We start from the raw sequence: 17,559 nt of genomic DNA on the forward strand, positions 1-17,559 counted from the left end.
GAGTGAGTCGTCGTGAGCGGAGCCACGGGCGCCGGATCGACCGGTACGGAAACGGACGGCGGCCGTGGCACCGCCATGAATGAGACCGACTCCCATGACTCTCATGGATCCCAGGGGGGAACTGTGACGGACACCCGAGGCCAGCAGGCCCAGCAGTACGCGGGCGGGCAGGCGGCCCCGGCCGGGGCGCCTGTGACCCCGAGCGCGCCGCCGGTATCGCCCCCGGCGGCGGCATCGCCGCTGCCGGGCGAACGGCAGGGGCAGCAGCCCGCGGCGCAGCCGTATCACCCGCCGCAGGCGTATCCGGCGCAGCCGCCGTCGGGGGCGGTCCGCCGTCCGCGCACCGGTGCGCGGACGACGCCGCGAACGCGCAAGGCGCGGCTGCGGGTGTCCAAGGCCGACCCGTGGTCGGTGATGAAGGTCAGTTTCCTGCTCTCCATCGCGCTCGGCATCTGCACGATCGTGGCGGCCGCGGTGCTGTGGATGGTCATGGACGCGATGGGTGTCTTCTCGACCGTCGGCGGCACGATCTCCGAGGCGACGGGCTCGAACGAATCCAACGGCTTCGATCTGCAGTCGTTCCTCTCGCTCCCGCACGTGCTGATGTTCACGTCGATCATCGCGGTCATCGACGTGGTCCTCGCGACGGCCCTGGCGACCCTCGGAGCGTTCATCTACAACCTCTCCGCGGGCTTCGTCGGCGGTGTGGAGCTGACCCTCGCCGAGGACGAGTGAGGGTCCGTTCAAACGCCCTCTGACTATCGATTTTGGGACTGGCCGCGTCGTGCGCTAATCTTCAGAGGTCAGCGCGCGGGACACACACCGCAAAGCGCGGCGGGGCTATAGCTCAGTTGGTTAGAGCGCATCCCTGATAAGGATGAGGCCACAGGTTCAAATCCTGTTAGCCCCACAGTATGAAGGCCCTCGACCGTTCACGGTTGGGGGCCTTTCGCGTGCCCTGTGACGGGGGCTCCACGAGGCCGAGGGGGGCTGAGGGCGCCACCACGGAATTTCGGCGATCCGATGAGACCACTGTCGCCGGGCCGATCCCCTTGAGGCGGGAAAGGCGGACCGGTGAGCGGGGAAAGCCGGACGGGTCCGCCATCACCATCGGCGTCGGCTCCGGGTGGTGCGAGGGAGCCTTCGGTCACGTGGGCCCGTGCGGGCGTCGACGGTCGTGGTACGCCGGTGGTCGCGGCACGGGCGGTGTGACGGGCCGGCATCCTGCCGAAGGAGCCGGTGAGCGTGGCGCGCAGGAACGCTCACGGCGGCGCGAAGTCGAAGGCCCGGCGACTCTTCCGAGTCGCCGGGCCTTTGCCCTGGGTGCTTTGTACGCAAGTTCGCCGCTACGTCAGGGTGTCTGTGAGGGGTTATGGGTTACGGGCCATGGGTTTCGCGAAAGGCCGCGTCATGGGGCAGCTGCCCAAGGGGGAGCGGCTCGGGGGCCGCGAGGTCCGAGAAACGGCCGGATACCGCGAGGTTCGAGGAGGAGCAGGACCGCGGGGTCCAGGGGATGGCCGGGGCCCGTGAGGCTCGGGAAGTGGCCGGCCGGGGACGGTGTCCCGGGCTTTGTGTCGTCACGAGTCCTCGTAGGTGCTCCGTGCCTGTCTCGGCGCGCTTCTCATCGCTGGAGCGGTACCGCGGGTGCGAGGGCCCCCAGGGGCTCTGTGTCGGGCGCCGCGAGGGTCTCGGGCCCGGAACAGGTGGCGGCGTCCGCGGGGCCTTCCAGGCCGCCGGGAGCGGCCGGGTCGGCCGTGTCGTCGTCCGCCGGTGCGCGGTGGCGGCAGCTCGGCGAGGAACCATGGGCCTCGGCGCGGATGCGTTGCTTCATCGTGGGGGGCAGGGCCCGACTGTAGGACCAGGCCCGGGAGGCCGCGGCCGGGGTGATCGCCGTGGCGGTCACCGAGGTCTCGGTGTTGCGGGCCGAGCCGGCCTGCGGTACCGCGGCGGCCGCGGTGGTCGTGATGAGTCCGAGCGTCGTGCACAGCGCCAGGAAGGCGGTGACGATCGCGGTCCACAGCTTCATGACCTTGTTCTGGGTCACGGCCCCTCACTTTCGGGTCGGGCGATTTGCGTACTTTCCTCATGATGTGTATGTGGGCCGCGAAGTGGTGGATCTTGGCTCGTGGCGCGTTGATGTTCAGATGAACACCACCCGGATGGCTGCAAGTGACCGGGAAAGTCCATAGATGCCACCGAAAGTCACTGTCTGTTACGTGTGATCACCCTGAGATCGGGGCGCCCGGATCCCGTCCGATCGCTTTGCGGGGGGCCGCAGTTGAGGACCGATCCAGGTCACCGATCGATATCGGTCGGTGTGTATAGTCGGGCGCCAGAAGTCCCCTACGTCAACGAAAGACGAGGTCGCGCGGTGAAGAAGCTTCTCCTGGTCGCACTGGCCGCCATCGGCGGGCTCCTCGTGTACCGCCAGATCCAGGCGGATCGCGCCGAGCAGGATCTGTGGACGGAGGCGACTGACTCCGTGCCCACGGGTTCGTGAGTACCGACAACAGTCTTGGAGCAGACCCCGGCCGCCTCGCGGTCGGGGTTTTGTGTTTCCCGGAGCCCGGAGCCCGGAGCCCGGAGCCCGGTGACCGCGTCACGAAGACGGGCGAAGCGGTCGCGGGGGCGGTGTCGACGGTCGTACGGCCGCTCCCTTTCGGCCGCTCCCACTGATAGCGCGGGTGCCGCGGTGGCCGACGAGGCAGGATGGTCGGCGCCAGGGGGCTACGACGAGGGGTGGCGCGTGATGGGGCGGCGCACGGAGGGCCGACGGGCAGGGGGCCGGTGTGCGAGGTCGTGGCACGGCCGGATTCTCGTGGCCACGGCCGCGGCGGCCGCGTTGTGCATGCCCCTCATGCCCCTCATGCCCCTCATGCCCTCGGGCCGGGCCGAAGCGGCCACTCCCGCGACCGCCGGTGTGCGGACCACCGCCGAAGTCGCGAGGACGGCCGCCGACGGAACGTCCGAGCCGTACGCCTTCGCCGAGGACGCCACCACCGTCGAGGGCACGGCGGACACGACCGACGCCGTACGGCTTGAGCCGGGCCGTACGTACAAGAGTTCCGTCGGAGTCGCGGGAAAGGCCGGCAGGCTCTACTACCGACTCGAACTCGATGCCGTCTCCAACGCGTACGTCGCCGCCACCGCCGTCCCCAGGCCCGGCGCGACGGTCTCCTACTCGGACGGCCTCAAGGTCTCCCTGCAGGACGGCAACGGGCGCGACTGCTCCTTCTCCGGCACAGTCCACTTCGGCGCCACCCAGAGCCCGCACCCCATCACCGCCTGGGCGTCCCGTGAAACCAGCGGTGAGCAGTACGTCTGTCAGACGGCGGGAACGTACTACGTGGTCGTCGAACGCACGGGAGCGGCGGGGACGACGGGCGGTACGACGGGTTCGGCCGGTTCGGCGCCTTCTTCGTCCCGCGGGTGGGACCTGGAGATCAGCCACGTGTCGGAGCCAGGCCTGAAGAACGCGCCCGGTTCCACGAGTGCCCCGGAAGTCTGGAAATCCGCGTCGCCCGACGCCCTCGTGGGGGCCCCGGAGCACCGCAGCGGCGGCGCCGGTTTCAGCGGGGCCGTCGCGCTCGGGCAGGGAGTCTGGAAGGACGGCATCAGCCCCGGGCAGACCCGCTTCTACAAGGTGCCGGTCGACTGGGGACAGCAGTTCTACGCCACCGCGGACCTGGGAAGTTCGAGTGCCGGCGAGGGGCATCTGGGCACCGCCCTCGTCATGTCCCTCTACAACCCCGTTCGCGGCTTCGTCGACGACGTCGGCTCCGGATACGACGGCAGCCAGCGCTCGGCAGCGCTCGACCCCCTTCCTCCCGTCGCCTACGAGAACCGCTATGCCCTCAACGACCATGTGAGCGGGATGCGGTTCGCCGGTTCCTACTACCTCGTGGTCCATCTCGCGGCGCAGGTCGCCGACAGCTTCGGCGAGGGGCCGTTCGGGCTGACACTGCGGGTACGCGTGACCGGAGAGGCGCAGGCGGGGCCTGCCTATGCGGGGCGGGCGACGCCCCGGGACGCGTTCACCGTTCCGGCGGGGGGCTCCGACGGCGCGACCGACGACGGCGCGGCGGGCACCGGGCACGTGGGCAGCGGTGACGCCGGCCGGAGCGGAACCATGAAACTGGTCGCCGCGGGTGGCATCGGCACGGGAAGCCTGCTGATGCTGACGCTCGGCATGTGGACCGTGGTCGCGCGCCGCCGTGCGCCACGGACCCTCGGGCCCGCGCCGCAGGACGCGGACACGGCGTCGGCCTCGCTGCCCGCGTCGGCACCGGCGCCGGCATCGGCATCGGCACCTTGGGAGCACGGCGCGACACGGGGCTCGTAGCTTCCTCGCTCGGACCCGAGGGCCGGGCGGAGGCCGACAGAGCAGCGCGCGGCTTCTCTCGGGCGGGCTGCGCGGCCGGTCGCGCCCGCGTCCCGCGTCCATCAGACCTGGGTCAGTGCCCAGAACCCCACCGCGAAACAGGCCAGCGCGAGCACCAGCATCGGCACCGCGACCTTGGCGGACGGCCCCGGACGCGGCCGGGCGCGCCTTCCCCGGCGTTCGGGAACCGCCGACGTCCGGGGCGGAACCTGAACGGACCGAGCGGTGTACGAGGCGGTGGAGGCGTACGCGTGCTGCGGCATCCCGGCGGACGGGGCCGGGGACCGATGGGCGGAGGGCCCCTGCGCAGGAATCGGCGCGGTGGGGGGAGTAGGTGTCGGGGTCGGGTCGAACGGCGGAGGGTAGAGCGGCGCGGACACCGGCTGCGGCAGCGGGACAGAAGCGGGTGGAGTGGGCGTCTGAGCCTGCGGCCAGGCCTGCCGGGGCTGCTGCGTCGGCGGGTACTGGGGCTGGTGCGGGGGATACCCGGTCCGTGGTTGTCGCTGGGAGGCGGCACCGCTCGTGGGGCTCGGCGGTGGCAGATGGAAGCTGCCGGTGTCCGACATCGAGGACGGTCGGGGAGAGGTCCCGGGGACGGGGTCCTGAGATGTGCCGGCGGGGGCGCCGAGAGCCCGAGCGTCCTCGGAGACGGGCCGATCCTGTACGCCGTCGGAGGCGGACGGAGGTCGCAAGGGTTCGGGGTCGGGCTGAACTCCCGTTTCCCCGGCGGCGGGTTGAGATCGCACACCGTCCTGAGCGTGCCACTGCCCTACGGGCCCCTGGGCAGAACCCCGCTCCACGTCAGAGGGACGGGATTTCGGGAGTACGTCCCCGGTGCCGAGGTCGCGATGCCCGCTGTCGGCGCCGGACGCGGGCCGGACGCCCCCCGCAACGGAGCCCTGCGGCCCCCGCGCTCCCGTGCCGGGTTCGGGACCGGAGCCCTCACCGGGGGCGGGCACAGGAGCCGGGGCGGAAAAGACACCGGTGCCTCCCGAGCTGTGTCTCGAACCGGAGTCGGGGCCGGAATCGGAACCGGAATCGGAACGGAGGCCAAGGCCGGCCCCGAGGCCGAAGGCCGATCCGGAGCTTGCGTCGGAGTCGAGTCCGGGGTGAGCGGCTGTGGTGTCCGGATGTCCGCGGGAGGACAGGGTCCGTGGACCCCCGTCCGAACCGTTCCCCGGATTCAGGGGACCCTCAGGGCCGAACCCCTCGGGCAGCGGCCCGAGTTGGTCGAAGACCTCGATCAGTTCGTCTTCGGGACCGGGCTCGGGCAGCAACTCGACGGCTGCGGCAAGGGCCTTGCGCGCCCCTGTGGCGGTGCGGAAGCGAGCGTTCGGATCCGGCTGGAGGAGCATCGCCAAGACCTGCCACAGAGGCTCGGGTATGCCCTGCGGAGCGGACGGCGTGCCGTGATCGGCGAAGTGTTCGATCAGCGCCTTGGCGTCGGGCTTGGTGCCTTCCAGGAGGTAAAGGGCGACCAGGCCGACGGCGAAGAGGTCGGAGGGAAAATCCGGTTCGCAACCCAGCATCTGCTCGGGCGCGAAGTAACCCGGCGTCCCCACCACGTAGTTGGTCTCGGTGAGCCGCGGTTCGCCCAGCCGCATGGCGATACCGAAGTCGGACAGACGCAACCGAGGCCGGCCCGTGCCGCTCGCTTCGAGGAGCACGTTGGCGGGCTTGATGTCGCGGTGCACGACCCCCTCCGCGTGCACCGCGGCGAGACCCGCGAGGAGCTGGTCGACCAGCGTGCAGACGAAGGAAGGAGGCAGTGGGCCGTAATCGTTGACCAGGTGGACCAGGGAACCCCCGGCGACCAGATCCATGGTGAACAGGACCTTGTCGTCGTCGGCGGCCCAGCTGGCCGGAGCCAGTACATGAGGATGGTCGATCCGCAGAGCCTGTTCCCGAACGAACCGAAGCAGGGCGTGGGCGTCGCTCTGCTGGAGCACCTTGGCCGCCACATAGCGGCGCCGCCGGTGGTCCCAGGCGCGCCACACCGCACCGACTCCCCCGCGCCCGATCGGGTCGACCAGTTCGTACCGGCCTGCGAAGACCTCACCCATGGTCGTACGTCGCTCCCCTTCGACGGTCGGCCCGGAGACCTCTTCCGAGGTCCCGGCTGCATGACGTGCGGCGGCTGGAAGGTGTCACGGCCTCCAGCGCCGGGCGGTCGGCGGCCGGGCTCGGCTCAGCTCTGGTGGGACTGGTAGTGCGCGACCGCGTCGGACGTACGGCCCGCACCGTAGACCCGGAGGAACTCTGCCAGTTCCGGGTGGGTCGGGGCGAGGGTGTCCGCCGCGTCGATGATGTCGCCGGCGGCGGCCACCGAGCGCAGCAGCGACTGGATCTCGCGGACCACCCGCTTGACCGTCGGGGCCCCCGAACTGGTCGTGGACTGCGTGGTGTTGCTGAGCACCGATCCCCCCTGGGACTTCTTGATCTCGTCCATCCGCTCGGTGGCCTCGGCGGCGCTGACGCTTCCGTCGGCGACCTGCCCCGCCAGGTCCTGCAGGAGCTGGACACGCTGGACCACCGCGGGATTGCCGATCTTGGCCCGTTGACCGCTCATCAGCTGCGACAACATGGGCGCGGACAGCCCCAGCACCCCGGCAAGACGCGCCTGGTTCAGGCCCAGGTCCTCTATGAGCCTACGGAAGAGCGCCCCCAACGGCTCCCCGTACCAGTTCCGCTGCAGCTCCCGGGCTCTCGCGGTTGCTTCCTGCTGTGCGGCGTCCATTGCGTCTCCCCATCGCTTCCCCAAGTACCGCGGTTCGCGACAGCGAACCACGTCGAGCATCTTACGGAGAGTGGTCGTCCACGGGGACCCCCAATATTTTGCGAGATCCCCTGGATGACCCGGTACTCTGGTCTGCGGCGCCCGTCGACAGATGGTTCCTGTGGTCGGACGCTCCTCTTACGGGGCCTTAGCTCAGTTGGTAGAGCGCTGTCTTTGCATGGCAGATGTCAGGGGTTCGACTCCCCTAGGCTCCACACTCCGAACCGGCCAGACGCCCGATAGTGGCGGCTGGCCGGTTTTCGTATGTCCCCCTTTGGCCCGCGCGCGGGCCCTGGTGAGGAAAGCTCCTGGGTGGAACTGGGCCGACCTGAGCGTCGCCAGTGACGTGCATCACAAGGAGTGGCTTTGCAGGCGTTGCAGTTCTTTGCGCAAACGGGACGGTGACGGCGGGGTCCACCGCTTCGCCGTGCGGGCGGCCGACGTGGCGTCGGCGGGCCGCATGCCCGGCCGGGACCCTTGTGTTAGTTGCCACCCAGGCCATCGCGTGATCGTTTCGGCGCATTCCGTTAACAACATCTCCATGGATGCTGCACACAAGGACCGTTGCAAACGTCATCGCGGGCTGTTCGGGTAAATCATCCGCAGGGCGTTCTCGGTCCCTCCTGCGGATGTTCCACGTGAAACATCGCCGCGGGGCAGGAGACCGTCAAGTCTCCTGCCCCGCGGCGATGTTGGGGTGGGTTCAGCGGAGGTCGTCGCGCTCGGCGGCCTCTTCCTCGGCTTCCTTGACCTGGACCTCCGGGTCCAGGTCGGACTGGCCGCTGCCGTCGACCGACGTGAGGCGTCCGGTCTCGGGCACCTCGGTCGCGGCCGGCGGTTCGACGAGCCAGTCGGGGTTGGCCTGCTTGTCCCACCACTTCCAAGCGGCGAAAGCACCGCCGGCCAGAATCCCCAGCACGGCCAGCCCCTTCACGAACCGGCCGGTCCGCGCCCGCCGCTCGTGCTTGCGGAGCAGCTTCTGGATCTCCTGCGGCGTGACCTGGCCGCGCAGAGCGGCGATGGCCGCCACGCCACGCGCCGCGGCCTCGTCCCGAACGGGCTGGGCCGCGGCCACCGCCTGTTCGATCCTCGGCTTGGAATAGTCGGCGGCCTGACGAGCCGCCCTGCGGGTGCGGACGGCCGCCTCCTGGGCGGCCTGGTCGACCTTCGGTGGCACATGGGTACGGGCCTGCTCAAGGCGCGGCGCGAGATGGACGTCGTACTGGACGCGGGCCTGTTCAGCGGCCTGCGACACCTTCGGCGCGAGCCGTACGCGCGCTTCGCTCGCGTAGTACGAGGCCCTGTCCTTGGCCGTGTCGGCGTAAGGCGCCACCACTTCCGCGGCGTGCAGCACGCTGTCCTTCGCCGAGCCGGTCGCGGCGCGCACGCTGTCGATGCGGGTCACGGGGTTCCTCCTCCTCGGTGGCGTACGTCGGGGATACCAGGTACCCCCAAAGACACACAGTTCACCTTTCCACCCCTATGGGGATCATGCCCGCCCAAGGGGCCCGAGGCATGTGAGGGCGGGCATCCGTGTCACGGGTGCCGACTCCCGGGGACTCCCGAGACGGAGCCGGTCAGGTGTCGATCAAGTGGGATAGCGGATTAATACGGGGCAACGGGAGCTTGTCGTCGACAATGCCACGGATCGCCTCGGCTCGCTCCCGTCCCGGGCAGGCTCGACCGGTTTTCTGCGGACCCCGCGTCCGCACGTGCGTCCGTAGGTGGCGGTCGGGGGCCCGGCGCCCCGGTCCGTGCGAGGATCGGGCAGTCAAAAGAAGGCAACGGAGGGCACATCGTGGCCGAGCAGCTTTACGCCACCCTGAGGACCAGCCAAGGTGACATCGACATCCGGCTCCTGCCGAACCACGCGCCCAAGACGGTTCGGAACTTCGTCGAACTCGCCAAGGGTGAACGTGAGTGGGTCAACCCGACAACGGGTGTGAAGTCCACGGACAAGCTGTACGACGGCACGGCCTTCCACCGGGTGATCAGCGGCTTCATGATCCAGGGCGGCGATCCGCTGGGTAACGGCACCGGTGGTCCGGGCTACCAGTTCGAGGACGAGTTCCACCCGGACCTTCGCTTCGACAGGCCCTACCTGCTGGCCATGGCCAACGCAGGCCCGAACACCAACGGCTCGCAGTTCTTCATCACCGTCGCCCCGACAGCCTGGCTGACCCGCAAACACACCATCTTCGGTGAGGTCACGGACGCGGCCAGCCAGAAGGTCGTGGACACCATCGTCGGCACCGAGACCAACGCGCGCACCCATCGACCGGTCAACGACGTGGTCATCGAGTCGGTCGTCGTCGAGAACCGCGAGCGCTGAGCCCGCGCCGGGCTCCCTGCCCTTGAGCCCGAAGACTCCCGCTGGGAACCAAACGCCCCGTTCATCCGTAAGGATGGACGGGGCGGTGCGTCGCGCCCGGAACCGCTATGACCGTGTGCGAGCCGCCGTACGGAGATTGAGGGGACCCCATGGACCAGCCTCCCGGCAGCCCGCAGGGCCCGCGGGATCAGGGACCGCAGGACGCCCGGAGCCTGCCCGGTTGCTACCGGCACCCGGACATCGAGACGGGTGTCCACTGCACCCGCTGCGAGCGCCCGATCTGCCCGGAGTGCATGGTCAGCGCCTCCGTCGGCTTCCAGTGCCCCGACTGCGTCCGCGGCGGCTCCGGCACCGGCCACGCCCCGGCGGACAGCCGGCCCCGCACTCTCGCGGGCGGCACCGTCGCGGCGGACCCCCGGCTGGCCACCAAGGTGCTGATCGGCCTCAACGTGGCGATCTACCTCGTCCAGCTCTCGGTGGGCGAGGCCTTCACCAGCAGCTACACCCTCTTCGGCCGCGCCGTGCTCTCCGGCGATGTCCAGGGCGTGGCCGAAGGCCAGTGGTACCGGATGCTGACGTCGATGTTCCTGCACAGCCCCAGCAGCTACATGCACATCATTTTCAACATGCTCAGCCTGTGGTGGGTCGGCGGCCCGCTGGAGGCGGCCCTCGGCCGCGCCCGCTACATCACCCTCTACTTCGTCTCGGGTCTCGCGGGCAGTGCCCTCACCTATCTGCTCGCCGCCCCCAACCAGCAGTCGCTCGGCGCCTCGGGTGCGATCTTCGGCCTGTTCGGCGCCACCGCGGTCCTGATGCGCCGGCTCAACTACGACATGCGCCCGGTCATCGCCCTGCTGGTGATCAACCTGGTCATCACCTTCGGCTGGAGCAACATCGCCTGGCAGGCACACATCGGCGGCCTGGTCGGCGGTGTGGTGGTCGGTTACGCGATGGTTCACGCGCCGCGTGAGCGGAGGAACCTCGTCCAGTACGGGGTCGCCGGGCTGATGCTGGTCGCGGTGGTCGCCACGACGCTGCTCAGAACCGCTCAGCTCACCTGAGACCCGGCTGGTCGGGACCACTGTCCTGCTCACTTGAGAGCCCCTTCGGCTCACCTGAGAAGTGATGTTGTCCACAGACGGTCGCGGATCTTGTGCACGCTGTGCGGGAACAGCTGTGCCCCCTGTCACTGACCCGAGTTTTCCCAGGTCGGGCAGGGGGCGAACAGGTTTACGGATGTCGGTGGACCAGTCATACCGGCGTCAACCGCGGATGAGTTATCCACAGATCGTCTTTCTTTTCCACCTGTGGATAACTATTGTGGATAACTCAGTGGACAGCTGTGGGCAGAGCTACCGCCCTGAGCGTTTCCATGTGAGTGAAAACGGTCACTTCCACTGAGTGGAAACGCCGAATCCGGCCGCGATGAAGCCGAAGCCGACCACGATGTTCCAGTTGTCCAGCGCGTCGATCGGCAGGGAGCCGTCCGTAACGTAGAAGAGGACGATCCACGCGAGACCGATGAGGAACATGGCCAGCATGGCCGGTGCCACCCAGGTGTTGCTGGTCAGCTTGATGTTGGTCGCCTGCTTCGCCGGGGGCGGCGTGTAGTCGGCCTTCTTGCGGATACGTGACTTCGGCACGAGGGTCTCTCCTGTCGATGCGCTGCGTGGCCGCGCAGGGAACTTGGGCGGGCTCCGGGGCAGCGTACAAGGGGACACTGAGTGCTCCCCCGGGCGTCCGTTAGCGTAGTGCTTCCGCGGCGCCGAAGGAGATAAGGGTACGTTGAGCAATTCTGCCGACTCCCCCGGGACGGATTCCAGTCCTGGCGGTACGCACCGTTTCCGGCCCGTACGTGTCCTCACGGTGGCCGTCTTCGCCCTCGCGGGCCTCATCTTCTTCACGAGCTTCGATACGGCCAAGGGTACGAACATCCGTACGGATGCGTCCATGCTCAAGCTCTCCGACCTGATTCAGGAGCGCAGCCACAAGAACGCGACGCTGGACGAGTCCAACGGCGCCCTGCGCCGCGACGTGGACACCCTCGCCGGCAGCGAGGACGGCAGCAGCGCCGCCAGGGACGCCAGGCTCGCGGCGCTGGAGAAGAACGCGGGCACCCAGAAGCTCAAGGGCGAGGCCGTCACGGTCACGCTCAACGACGCCCCGCCCAACGCGACGGCGAAGCTTCCGGGATACCCCGAGCCGCAGCCCGACTACCTCGTCATCCACCAGCAGGACCTTCAGGCGGTCGTGAACGCCCTGTGGCAGGGCGGAGCCCGGGGCATCAAGGTGATGGACCAGCGGCTGATCTCGACCAGCGCCGTGCGCTGTGTCGGCAACACCCTGATCCTCCAGGGCCGCGTCTACTCGCCCCCGTACAAGATCACCGCCATCGGCGACCCTCAGAAGCTCCAGAAGTCGCTCGCCGCCTCTCCGGCGATCCAGAACTACATGGTGTACGTCAACGTCTACGGGCTCGGCTGGAAAGTCGAGGAGGACGGGGCGGTGACTCTTCCCGGCTACTCGGGCACAGTGGATCTCCACTACGCGAAGCCCGTGGAGTAGGTGCCGGATTTCGCGGAGCAGTGGGCGAAGCCTGTGAGCGAGCTGCCGCCGGGGGGTCCTTGTGTCGGTGCGAGTGGTCGTCAGGACGATCAGTGAGCTGTGCCTCACCGTCGGCACGCTGATCGTGCTCTTCGTGGTCCACGTGTTGTTCTGGACGGGACTCCAGGCCGACAGCGCGATGAACCACCAGATCGACGTACTGCAGAAACAGTGGTCGAGGGAAGCGCTGACCCGGGCACCGCAGCCCCCGCCGGGCTCTTCGGGTTCCTCCGGCTCCGCGGGTTCTTCGGGGGCCACGGGTGGCGCCGGCGGCACGGCCACCGAGAGCCCGAAGGCGCCCGGCCCCTACAAGTACGGCGGTCCGTTCGCGGTCATGTACATCCCGCGGCTCGGTTCCACGTGGAACAAGCCCGTGCTGGAAGGCACCGCCACGCAGGTCCTGAAGAAGGGGCTCGGCCACTACCGGGGCACCGCCCAGCTCGGCCAGGAGGGCAACTTCTCGGTCGCCGGTCACCGGCGCACCTACGGGGATCCGTTCAAGGACTTTCCCGAGCTGCGCCGGGGCGACGCGGTGGTGCTGACGGACGGGACGACCTGGTTCACGTATCGGATCGACAAAGGCCCATACAAAACCGTTCCCTCCGACGTTGAGGTGATCGACCCTGTGCCACGTAAGTCCGGGTATACGCGTCCGGGACGCTATCTCACGCTGACCACATGCGATCCGGAGTGGGGGCACAGTCATCGGTTGATCGTCTGGGCACACCTTGATTCCACACAGCCTGTGGAGGCAGGGAAACCGGAGGCTCTGCGCCGTTAGTCTGTTGGCGTACGGCGACGGAAGGGACGGCATGTACGGCTGGATCTGGCGGCATCTGCCGGGGAGCGTTTGGGTGAAGGCGCTGGTCTCACTCGTGCTCGTCCTGGCAGTGGTCTACGTGCTCTTCCAGTACATCTTCCCCTGGGCCGAACCGCTGCTGCCCTTCAACGATGTGACGGTGGACAACCAGTGAGCACGCGCATCCTCGTTGTGGACAACTACGACAGCTTCGTCTTCAACCTGGTCCAGTACCTGTACCAGTTGGGCGCGGAGTGCGAGGTGCTGCGCAACGACGAGGTGTCGACCGCGCACGCCCAGGACGGCTTCGACGGCGTGCTCCTGTCCCCAGGACCCGGTGCTCCCGAACAGGCCGGGGTCTGCGTCGACATGGTCAGGCACTGCGCCGCGACCGGGGTGCCCGTCTTCGGCGTCTGCCTCGGGATGCAGTCGATGCAGGTGGCGTACGGCGGTGTGGTCGACCGCGCGCCCGAGCTGCTGCACGGGAAGACCTCGCTCGTGGAGCACCAGGGCAAGGGCGTCTTCGCCGGTCTGCCGTCGCCGTTCACGGCGACGCGCTACCACTCGCTGGCGGCCGAGCCGGAGACGGTCCCGGCCGAGCTGGAGGTCACGGCCCGTACCCACGACGGGATCATCATGGGTCTCAGACACCGCGAACTGCCGGTCGAGGGTGTGCAGTTCCACCCGGAGTCGGTGCTGACCGAGCACGGCCACCGGATGCTCGCCAACTGGCTGCTCGAATGTGGCGACAAGGTGGCCGTGGCGAGGTCGGCGGGGCTCGCCCCGGTGGTGGGCAGGGCCACGGCGTGACCGCGCTGCGCCCTGAGCGCGACAGCTCCCCCTACGGCGGCGAGGCCGCGTACGGGGGCGCCGGCGCGTTCGAGGCGGCGGTCGGAGGGCTCGGGGACCCGTTGACGGATCCGTTGCCGGGCCAGGGCCAGGGCGTGCAGCAGCAGGGATACAGCCCCGGAGGGTACGGACCCGACTGGTACGCCGCACAGCAGCAGGCGCAGGCCGCTCAGTTGCAGGCCGCGCAGGCCGCCCAGCTACAGGCCGCCCAGCTACAGGCCGCCCAGCTACAGGCCGCGCAGGCACAGGCCGTACAGGCAGCCCAACTGCAGGCCGCTCAAGCCGCACAACTGCAGGCCGCACAGGCCGCACAGCTACAGGCCGCTCAAGCGCGGGCGGCCCAGGTGCAGGCCGCTCAAGTGCAGGCCGCTCAGGCTCAGGCCGCTCCGGATCAGGCCGGTCGGACGCGGACCATGCCCTCCACCCCGGCGTCGGCACCGTCGTACGCGGAGATGTACGAGCGGTCGTACTCCCCGCCGTACCAGGAGCCCGCGGCCGCGCAGTACCGCGGACCGGTCGCCGCCCCCCGGGCGGAGCCGGTCGCGCCGCGCCTGCCGGTGGACGACGAGACCGTCGCGTTGCGCCTTCACGGCTCGCCCGGAAGGCCGGAGGGAGCCGGGCGCGCGGCCGGCAGTGGGACGGTCCCCGCGTCCGAAGGCCGTGCGGCCCGCCGTAAGGCCGCCAGACGCCAAGGGCGGCACGGAGAGGCCCTGGAGCCACACGAGCCCCAGGAGGCGGCTCAGGAGGCCTCTGGGGCCCCTCGGAGCCGGATGGACGCCCGGCGGGCGGCGCGGGCGTCGAAACCCGGCGCGGGTGTCCTGGTGAGCCGGATGATCGGCGAGGTGTTCATCTCCACGGGCGTGCTGATGCTGCTGTTCGTGACCTACCAGCTCTGGTGGTCGAACGTGCGGGCGCACCAGCAGGCGGGCAACGAGGCGAGCAGCCTTCAGCAGGACTGGGCGAACGGCAAGCGGAATCCGGGGACGTTCTCGCCCGGCCAGGGCTTCGCCATCCTGCACATTCCGAAGCTGGACGTGGTCGCGCCGATCGCGGAGGGCACCAGCAAGACGCACGTGCTCGACCGCGGAATGGTCGGCCACTACGGCGAGGCACCCCTCAAGACGGCGATGCCCGACGCCAAGACGGGCAACTTCGCGCTCGCGGGGCACCGCAACACCCATGGCGAACCGTTCCGCTACGTCAACCGGCTGAAGCCGGGCGACGACATCGTGGTGGAGACTCAGGACGACTACTACGTCTACAAGATGACGTCGATCCTGCCGGTGACGAGTCCGGGCAACACGAGCGTGCTCGACCCGATCCCCAAGGGTTCGACCTTCACCGGACCGGGCCGCTACATCACACTGACCACCTGTACACCGGAGTTCACCAGTAAGTACCGGATGATCGTCTGGGGCAAGATGGTCGAGGACCGGCCGCGCAGCAAGGGCAAGCCCGACGCGCTGGTCGGCTGAGGACAGACGCCGACGCGTGCGCGAACGGACGCGTGCGGGCGTCACGTGCACGTGAGACAAGCCGAGACAGACCAGACGGGGCAGATGAACAGTGGCAGCGAGGACCGACCACGACGAACGCGCCGGCTCGGAAGCCGGGTACGCAGCCGTCGGTGACGTACCCGGGGGGCGCCGGCGCATCGGATGGTTCGCGATGACGGTCAGCGTCTTCGGTGAACTCCTGATCACCGTGGGGCTGGTGCTCGGCCTGTTCGTCGTCTACTCGCTGTGGTGGACGAACGTCGTGGCCGACGCCGAGGCGCACAAGCAGGGTGACAAGGTCCGTGACCACTGGGCGCAGGCCCCGGGCGGTCCGGGCGCCCTGGACACCAAGGACGGCATCGGCTTCCTGCACGTCCCGGCGATGAAGAACGGTGAGGTGCTGGTCGAGAAGGGCACGGCGACGAAGGTCCTCAACGACGGCGTCGCCGGCTACTACACGGAGCCCGTCAAGGCGTCCCTCCCGATGACCGGCAAGAACGGCAACTTCACGCTCGCCGCCCACCGTGACGGCCACGGCGCCAAGTTCCACAACATCGACAAGATCGGCAAGGGCGACGCGGTCGTGTTCGAGACCCGGGACAAGTGGTACGTCTACAAGGTCTTCGACATCCTCCCGGAGACCTCGAAGTACAACGTCAAGGTTCTCCAGACGGTCCCGGAGCAGTCCGGCAGGACGAAGCCCGGCCACTACATCACCCTGACGACCTGCACGCCGGTGTACACCTCCCGCTACCGCTACGTGGTGTGGGGCGAACTGGTGCGCGTGGACAAGGTCGACGGCGCGCGGACGCCACCGCCGGAGCTTGGCTGAGTGCACTGAGGTCCTGCGAGGACCCCAGTCACCGATGGGAAACCTGGGCTCCAGTGGGGCTGTGGACAACTCCCAGACGGAGCATCGAGTGTGAGCGTGGATGACTTCCCGGATTGAGAGACACCGTGTCTCCCTTAAACCGAGCCTGTTTTTCTCCCGCTGTCGTGATGGGACTGGTCGCGGCACGTCCGGGGGGAAGTTGCCTGGCACGGCGCTAGCATGGCGAAGGCCCGAAGCCGCAACCAATCCTTGCGGCTTCGGGCCTTTGTGTGTTGTGGTGCGGCTACTCCAGAACGGTCAGTGCCGCTCCGGTGCTCCACTCCTCCAGCAGGCCTCGGTGTACGGCGGTGATGCCGCCGTCGACGGCGATGTTCAGGGCGTCACGTGTGAAAGGGCATGTCGCCACGAAGAGGGCCACCTCCGACGTGTGCAGAACCTTGGCCGCTCCGATGAACTTCTGGACGTCGGGGCTGGTGACGGAGAGGTAGGGCGCGAATCTCTTGCACTGGACGACGAGGGTTCGTCCGTCGGCCGTGCGACCGGTGATGTCGACTCCCCGGTCTCCGCTGCCGCCCCGTACGACGACGGCGGAGCAGCCGTCGCGGCGCAGCAGTTCGGCGACGTACTCCTCGAACTCGCGGCCGTTCATGGCGTCGATGGCCGCCATGACTCCGGCGAGAGGTCGGTCTTCCCGAGGACCTTCCAGCCGCTGCAACCGGGCGTGATGTTGGCGCAGCCGCCGCTCGACGGTTTGGACCCCTGCTCGCAGTGCGATCAGTTCGCCGCGGTGCTCGCCTGATGTCTCGATCAGAGCATTGAACATCGGGACAACGGTTTTGCCGAGGATGTGGGTGATGCGCTGGTCGATGCGGTCGTCGAGTGAGCGGGTATCCCTGGGGAGAGGGTTATCCACAGGATGCTGCGTGCGCGCCAGGTACTCCATGTCGAGGAGGTACGTACGCACTTGACGTGCGACTTCGCTGTCCCGGAGCAGCATGGCGACGTTGAGGACGGCTCGACGAGAGAAGAGGGCGAGGGACCGGGTGCGTGACTGGATGCCACTGAGTTGCTTGAAGTCACTCAGTTCTGAACCTGTCAAAACTCGATACCCGTTGGCTTCCAGCTCCGTTCGGTGGTCATGCACGAGGGCTCGAATGGCCTCCATCGTGGCGCCGAAGTACGCCGCGACCATCGCTGTCGTCACATGCATGCCGTCCGGCAGCAGCGACAGCGCTTTGACCTTGTCGAGTACCTCACTGCGTTCCAGCACGCTGTCTCGTAGAGCTTTCGATTCCAGCAGAGCCGATTCGTCGATCACATACTGCCCCTTTGCCCGTTGCGTGGCCTTGCGGCCGGGGCAGAGCTTCGATTCCGCCCCATCCCGTCAACGAATCGGGAAGTATGAAGAAACGGTCGAATCTCGCACACCAGGTCGCCGGAGCAGCCCAGCGGCTCACTGGGCCGGTCGGCAGGTCGGCGCGGGCGTACGT

The 17,559-nt window shown here is 68.7% G+C and carries 17 protein-coding genes and 2 tRNA genes; 13 read left to right on the top strand and 6 right to left on the bottom strand.

Annotated elements, in window-relative coordinates; translation table 11 throughout:
- Positions 1-12 precede the first annotated feature (12 nt).
- Both ACFYW8_RS12885 and ACFYW8_RS12890 read left to right on the top strand, forming a co-directional pair.
- Entirely contained in the window at positions 13-735 is a 723-nt protein-coding gene (locus tag ACFYW8_RS12885) for a DUF3566 domain-containing protein (RefSeq protein WP_365869332.1), read from the top strand.
- 101 nt (positions 736-836) lie between these two features.
- Positions 837-910: transfer RNA gene (locus ACFYW8_RS12890), tRNA-Ile, on the top strand.
- 711 nt (positions 911-1,621) lie between these two features.
- On the opposite strand, the gene ACFYW8_RS12895 is transcribed toward ACFYW8_RS12890, so the two are convergent.
- Entirely contained in the window at positions 1,622-2,044 is a 423-nt protein-coding gene (locus ACFYW8_RS12895; protein WP_389071923.1) for a DUF6344 domain-containing protein, read from the bottom strand.
- 327 nt (positions 2,045-2,371) lie between these two features.
- Between ACFYW8_RS12895 and ACFYW8_RS12900 the strand changes: the two genes are divergently transcribed.
- Both ACFYW8_RS12900 and ACFYW8_RS12905 read left to right on the top strand, forming a co-directional pair.
- Positions 2,372-2,500 carry a DLW-39 family protein gene (locus tag ACFYW8_RS12900; RefSeq protein WP_003999697.1) on the top strand — a complete coding sequence of 43 codons (129 nt, stop codon included), beginning with the start codon at positions 2,372-2,374 and terminating at the stop codon, positions 2,498-2,500.
- Between the two features lie 357 nt (positions 2,501-2,857).
- Positions 2,858-4,342 (top strand): hypothetical protein, encoded by a 1,485-nt coding sequence (locus tag ACFYW8_RS12905; protein WP_389071928.1) that lies wholly within the window; start codon positions 2,858-2,860, stop codon positions 4,340-4,342.
- A gap of 101 nt (positions 4,343-4,443) precedes the next feature.
- Here the strand turns inward: ACFYW8_RS12905 and ACFYW8_RS12910 are convergent, their stop codons facing one another.
- Together ACFYW8_RS12910 and ACFYW8_RS12915 are read right to left on the bottom strand one after the other, a co-directional pair.
- A complete protein-coding gene (locus ACFYW8_RS12910) occupies positions 4,444-6,444 on the bottom strand; it encodes a protein kinase (RefSeq protein ID WP_389071933.1) in 2,001 nt (666 codons plus the stop codon).
- Between the two features lie 125 nt (positions 6,445-6,569).
- Positions 6,570-7,118 (bottom strand): transcriptional regulator, encoded by a 549-nt coding sequence (locus ACFYW8_RS12915; protein WP_037614940.1) that lies wholly within the window; start codon positions 7,116-7,118, stop codon positions 6,570-6,572.
- A gap of 181 nt (positions 7,119-7,299) precedes the next feature.
- Between ACFYW8_RS12915 and ACFYW8_RS12920 the strand changes: the two genes are divergently transcribed.
- Positions 7,300-7,372: transfer RNA gene (locus ACFYW8_RS12920), tRNA-Ala, on the top strand.
- A 488-nt stretch (positions 7,373-7,860) separates the two neighbouring features.
- Here the strand turns inward: ACFYW8_RS12920 and ACFYW8_RS12925 are convergent.
- Positions 7,861-8,562 (bottom strand): DUF5324 family protein, encoded by a 702-nt coding sequence (locus ACFYW8_RS12925; RefSeq protein ID WP_365869328.1) that lies wholly within the window; start codon positions 8,560-8,562, stop codon positions 7,861-7,863.
- A 393-nt stretch (positions 8,563-8,955) separates the two neighbouring features.
- Here ACFYW8_RS12925 and ACFYW8_RS12930 point away from each other — a divergent pair, with 393 nt between their 5' ends.
- Together ACFYW8_RS12930 and ACFYW8_RS12935 are read left to right on the top strand one after the other, a co-directional pair.
- Positions 8,956-9,489 (top strand): peptidylprolyl isomerase, encoded by a 534-nt coding sequence (locus ACFYW8_RS12930; protein ID WP_389071942.1) that lies wholly within the window; start codon positions 8,956-8,958, stop codon positions 9,487-9,489.
- 149 nt (positions 9,490-9,638) lie between these two features.
- Complete coding sequence (locus ACFYW8_RS12935; RefSeq protein ID WP_389071947.1) at positions 9,639-10,550, top strand: rhomboid family intramembrane serine protease; 912 nt, start codon at positions 9,639-9,641, stop codon at positions 10,548-10,550.
- A gap of 327 nt (positions 10,551-10,877) precedes the next feature.
- Here the strand turns inward: ACFYW8_RS12935 and crgA are convergent, their stop codons facing one another.
- Positions 10,878-11,132, bottom strand: coding sequence for a cell division protein CrgA (gene crgA / locus ACFYW8_RS12940; RefSeq protein ID WP_261703712.1), 255 nt, complete (start codon positions 11,130-11,132; stop codon positions 10,878-10,880).
- A 142-nt stretch (positions 11,133-11,274) separates the two neighbouring features.
- Between crgA and ACFYW8_RS12945 the strand changes: the two genes are divergently transcribed.
- From ACFYW8_RS12945 to ACFYW8_RS12970, 6 genes are all read left to right on the top strand, one after another.
- The gene (locus ACFYW8_RS12945; RefSeq protein WP_389071955.1) at positions 11,275-12,054 is read left to right on the top strand and encodes a DUF881 domain-containing protein; all 780 of its coding nucleotides are present in this window, start codon (positions 11,275-11,277) and stop codon (positions 12,052-12,054) included.
- Positions 12,055-12,121: 67 nt separating this feature from the next.
- Positions 12,122-12,874 carry a class E sortase gene (locus ACFYW8_RS12950; RefSeq protein ID WP_365869579.1) on the top strand — a complete coding sequence of 251 codons (753 nt, stop codon included), beginning with the start codon at positions 12,122-12,124 and terminating at the stop codon, positions 12,872-12,874.
- Between the two features lie 31 nt (positions 12,875-12,905).
- A complete protein-coding gene (locus tag ACFYW8_RS12955) occupies positions 12,906-13,067 on the top strand; it encodes a hypothetical protein (protein ID WP_266760637.1) in 162 nt (53 codons plus the stop codon).
- Positions 13,064-13,702, top strand: coding sequence for an aminodeoxychorismate/anthranilate synthase component II (locus ACFYW8_RS12960; protein WP_365869323.1), 639 nt, complete (start codon positions 13,064-13,066; stop codon positions 13,700-13,702). The genes ACFYW8_RS12955 and ACFYW8_RS12960 overlap by 4 nt, the downstream gene beginning before the upstream one ends.
- A 452-nt stretch (positions 13,703-14,154) precedes the next feature.
- On the top strand, positions 14,155-15,216 hold the full coding sequence (locus ACFYW8_RS12965; RefSeq protein WP_389072539.1) for a class E sortase: 1,062 nt from the start codon (positions 14,155-14,157) through the stop codon (positions 15,214-15,216).
- Positions 15,217-15,307: 91 nt separating this feature from the next.
- Entirely contained in the window at positions 15,308-16,069 is a 762-nt protein-coding gene (locus ACFYW8_RS12970) for a class E sortase (protein WP_389071965.1), read from the top strand.
- A gap of 283 nt (positions 16,070-16,352) precedes the next feature.
- Here the strand turns inward: ACFYW8_RS12970 and ACFYW8_RS12975 are convergent, their stop codons facing one another.
- Positions 16,353-17,387, bottom strand: coding sequence for a restriction endonuclease (locus ACFYW8_RS12975; protein ID WP_389071969.1), 1,035 nt, complete (start codon positions 17,385-17,387; stop codon positions 16,353-16,355).
- Positions 17,388-17,559 lie beyond the last annotated feature (172 nt).

It is taken from the genome of Streptomyces sp. NPDC002742 (genome assembly GCF_042888885.1).
Lineage (GTDB): Bacteria > Actinomycetota > Actinomycetes > Streptomycetales > Streptomycetaceae > Streptomyces.

Excerpts from the sequence above, each read along its gene's own strand:
- ACFYW8_RS12905 (WP_389071928.1), top strand. The coding sequence starts at position 2,858 with ATGCCCCTCATGCCCCTCATGCCCTCGGGCCGGGCCGAAGCGGCCACT.
- ACFYW8_RS12910 (WP_389071933.1), bottom strand. The coding sequence starts at position 6,444 with ATGGGTGAGGTCTTCGCAGGCCGGTACGAACTGGTCGACCCGATCGGG.
- ACFYW8_RS12915 (WP_037614940.1), bottom strand. The coding sequence starts at position 7,118 with ATGGACGCCGCACAGCAGGAAGCAACCGCGAGAGCCCGGGAGCTGCAG.
- ACFYW8_RS12935 (WP_389071947.1), top strand. The coding sequence starts at position 9,639 with ATGGACCAGCCTCCCGGCAGCCCGCAGGGCCCGCGGGATCAGGGACCG.
- ACFYW8_RS12955 (WP_266760637.1), top strand. The coding sequence starts at position 12,906 with ATGTACGGCTGGATCTGGCGGCATCTGCCGGGGAGCGTTTGGGTGAAG.
- ACFYW8_RS12965 (WP_389072539.1), top strand. The coding sequence starts at position 14,155 with ATGCCCTCCACCCCGGCGTCGGCACCGTCGTACGCGGAGATGTACGAG.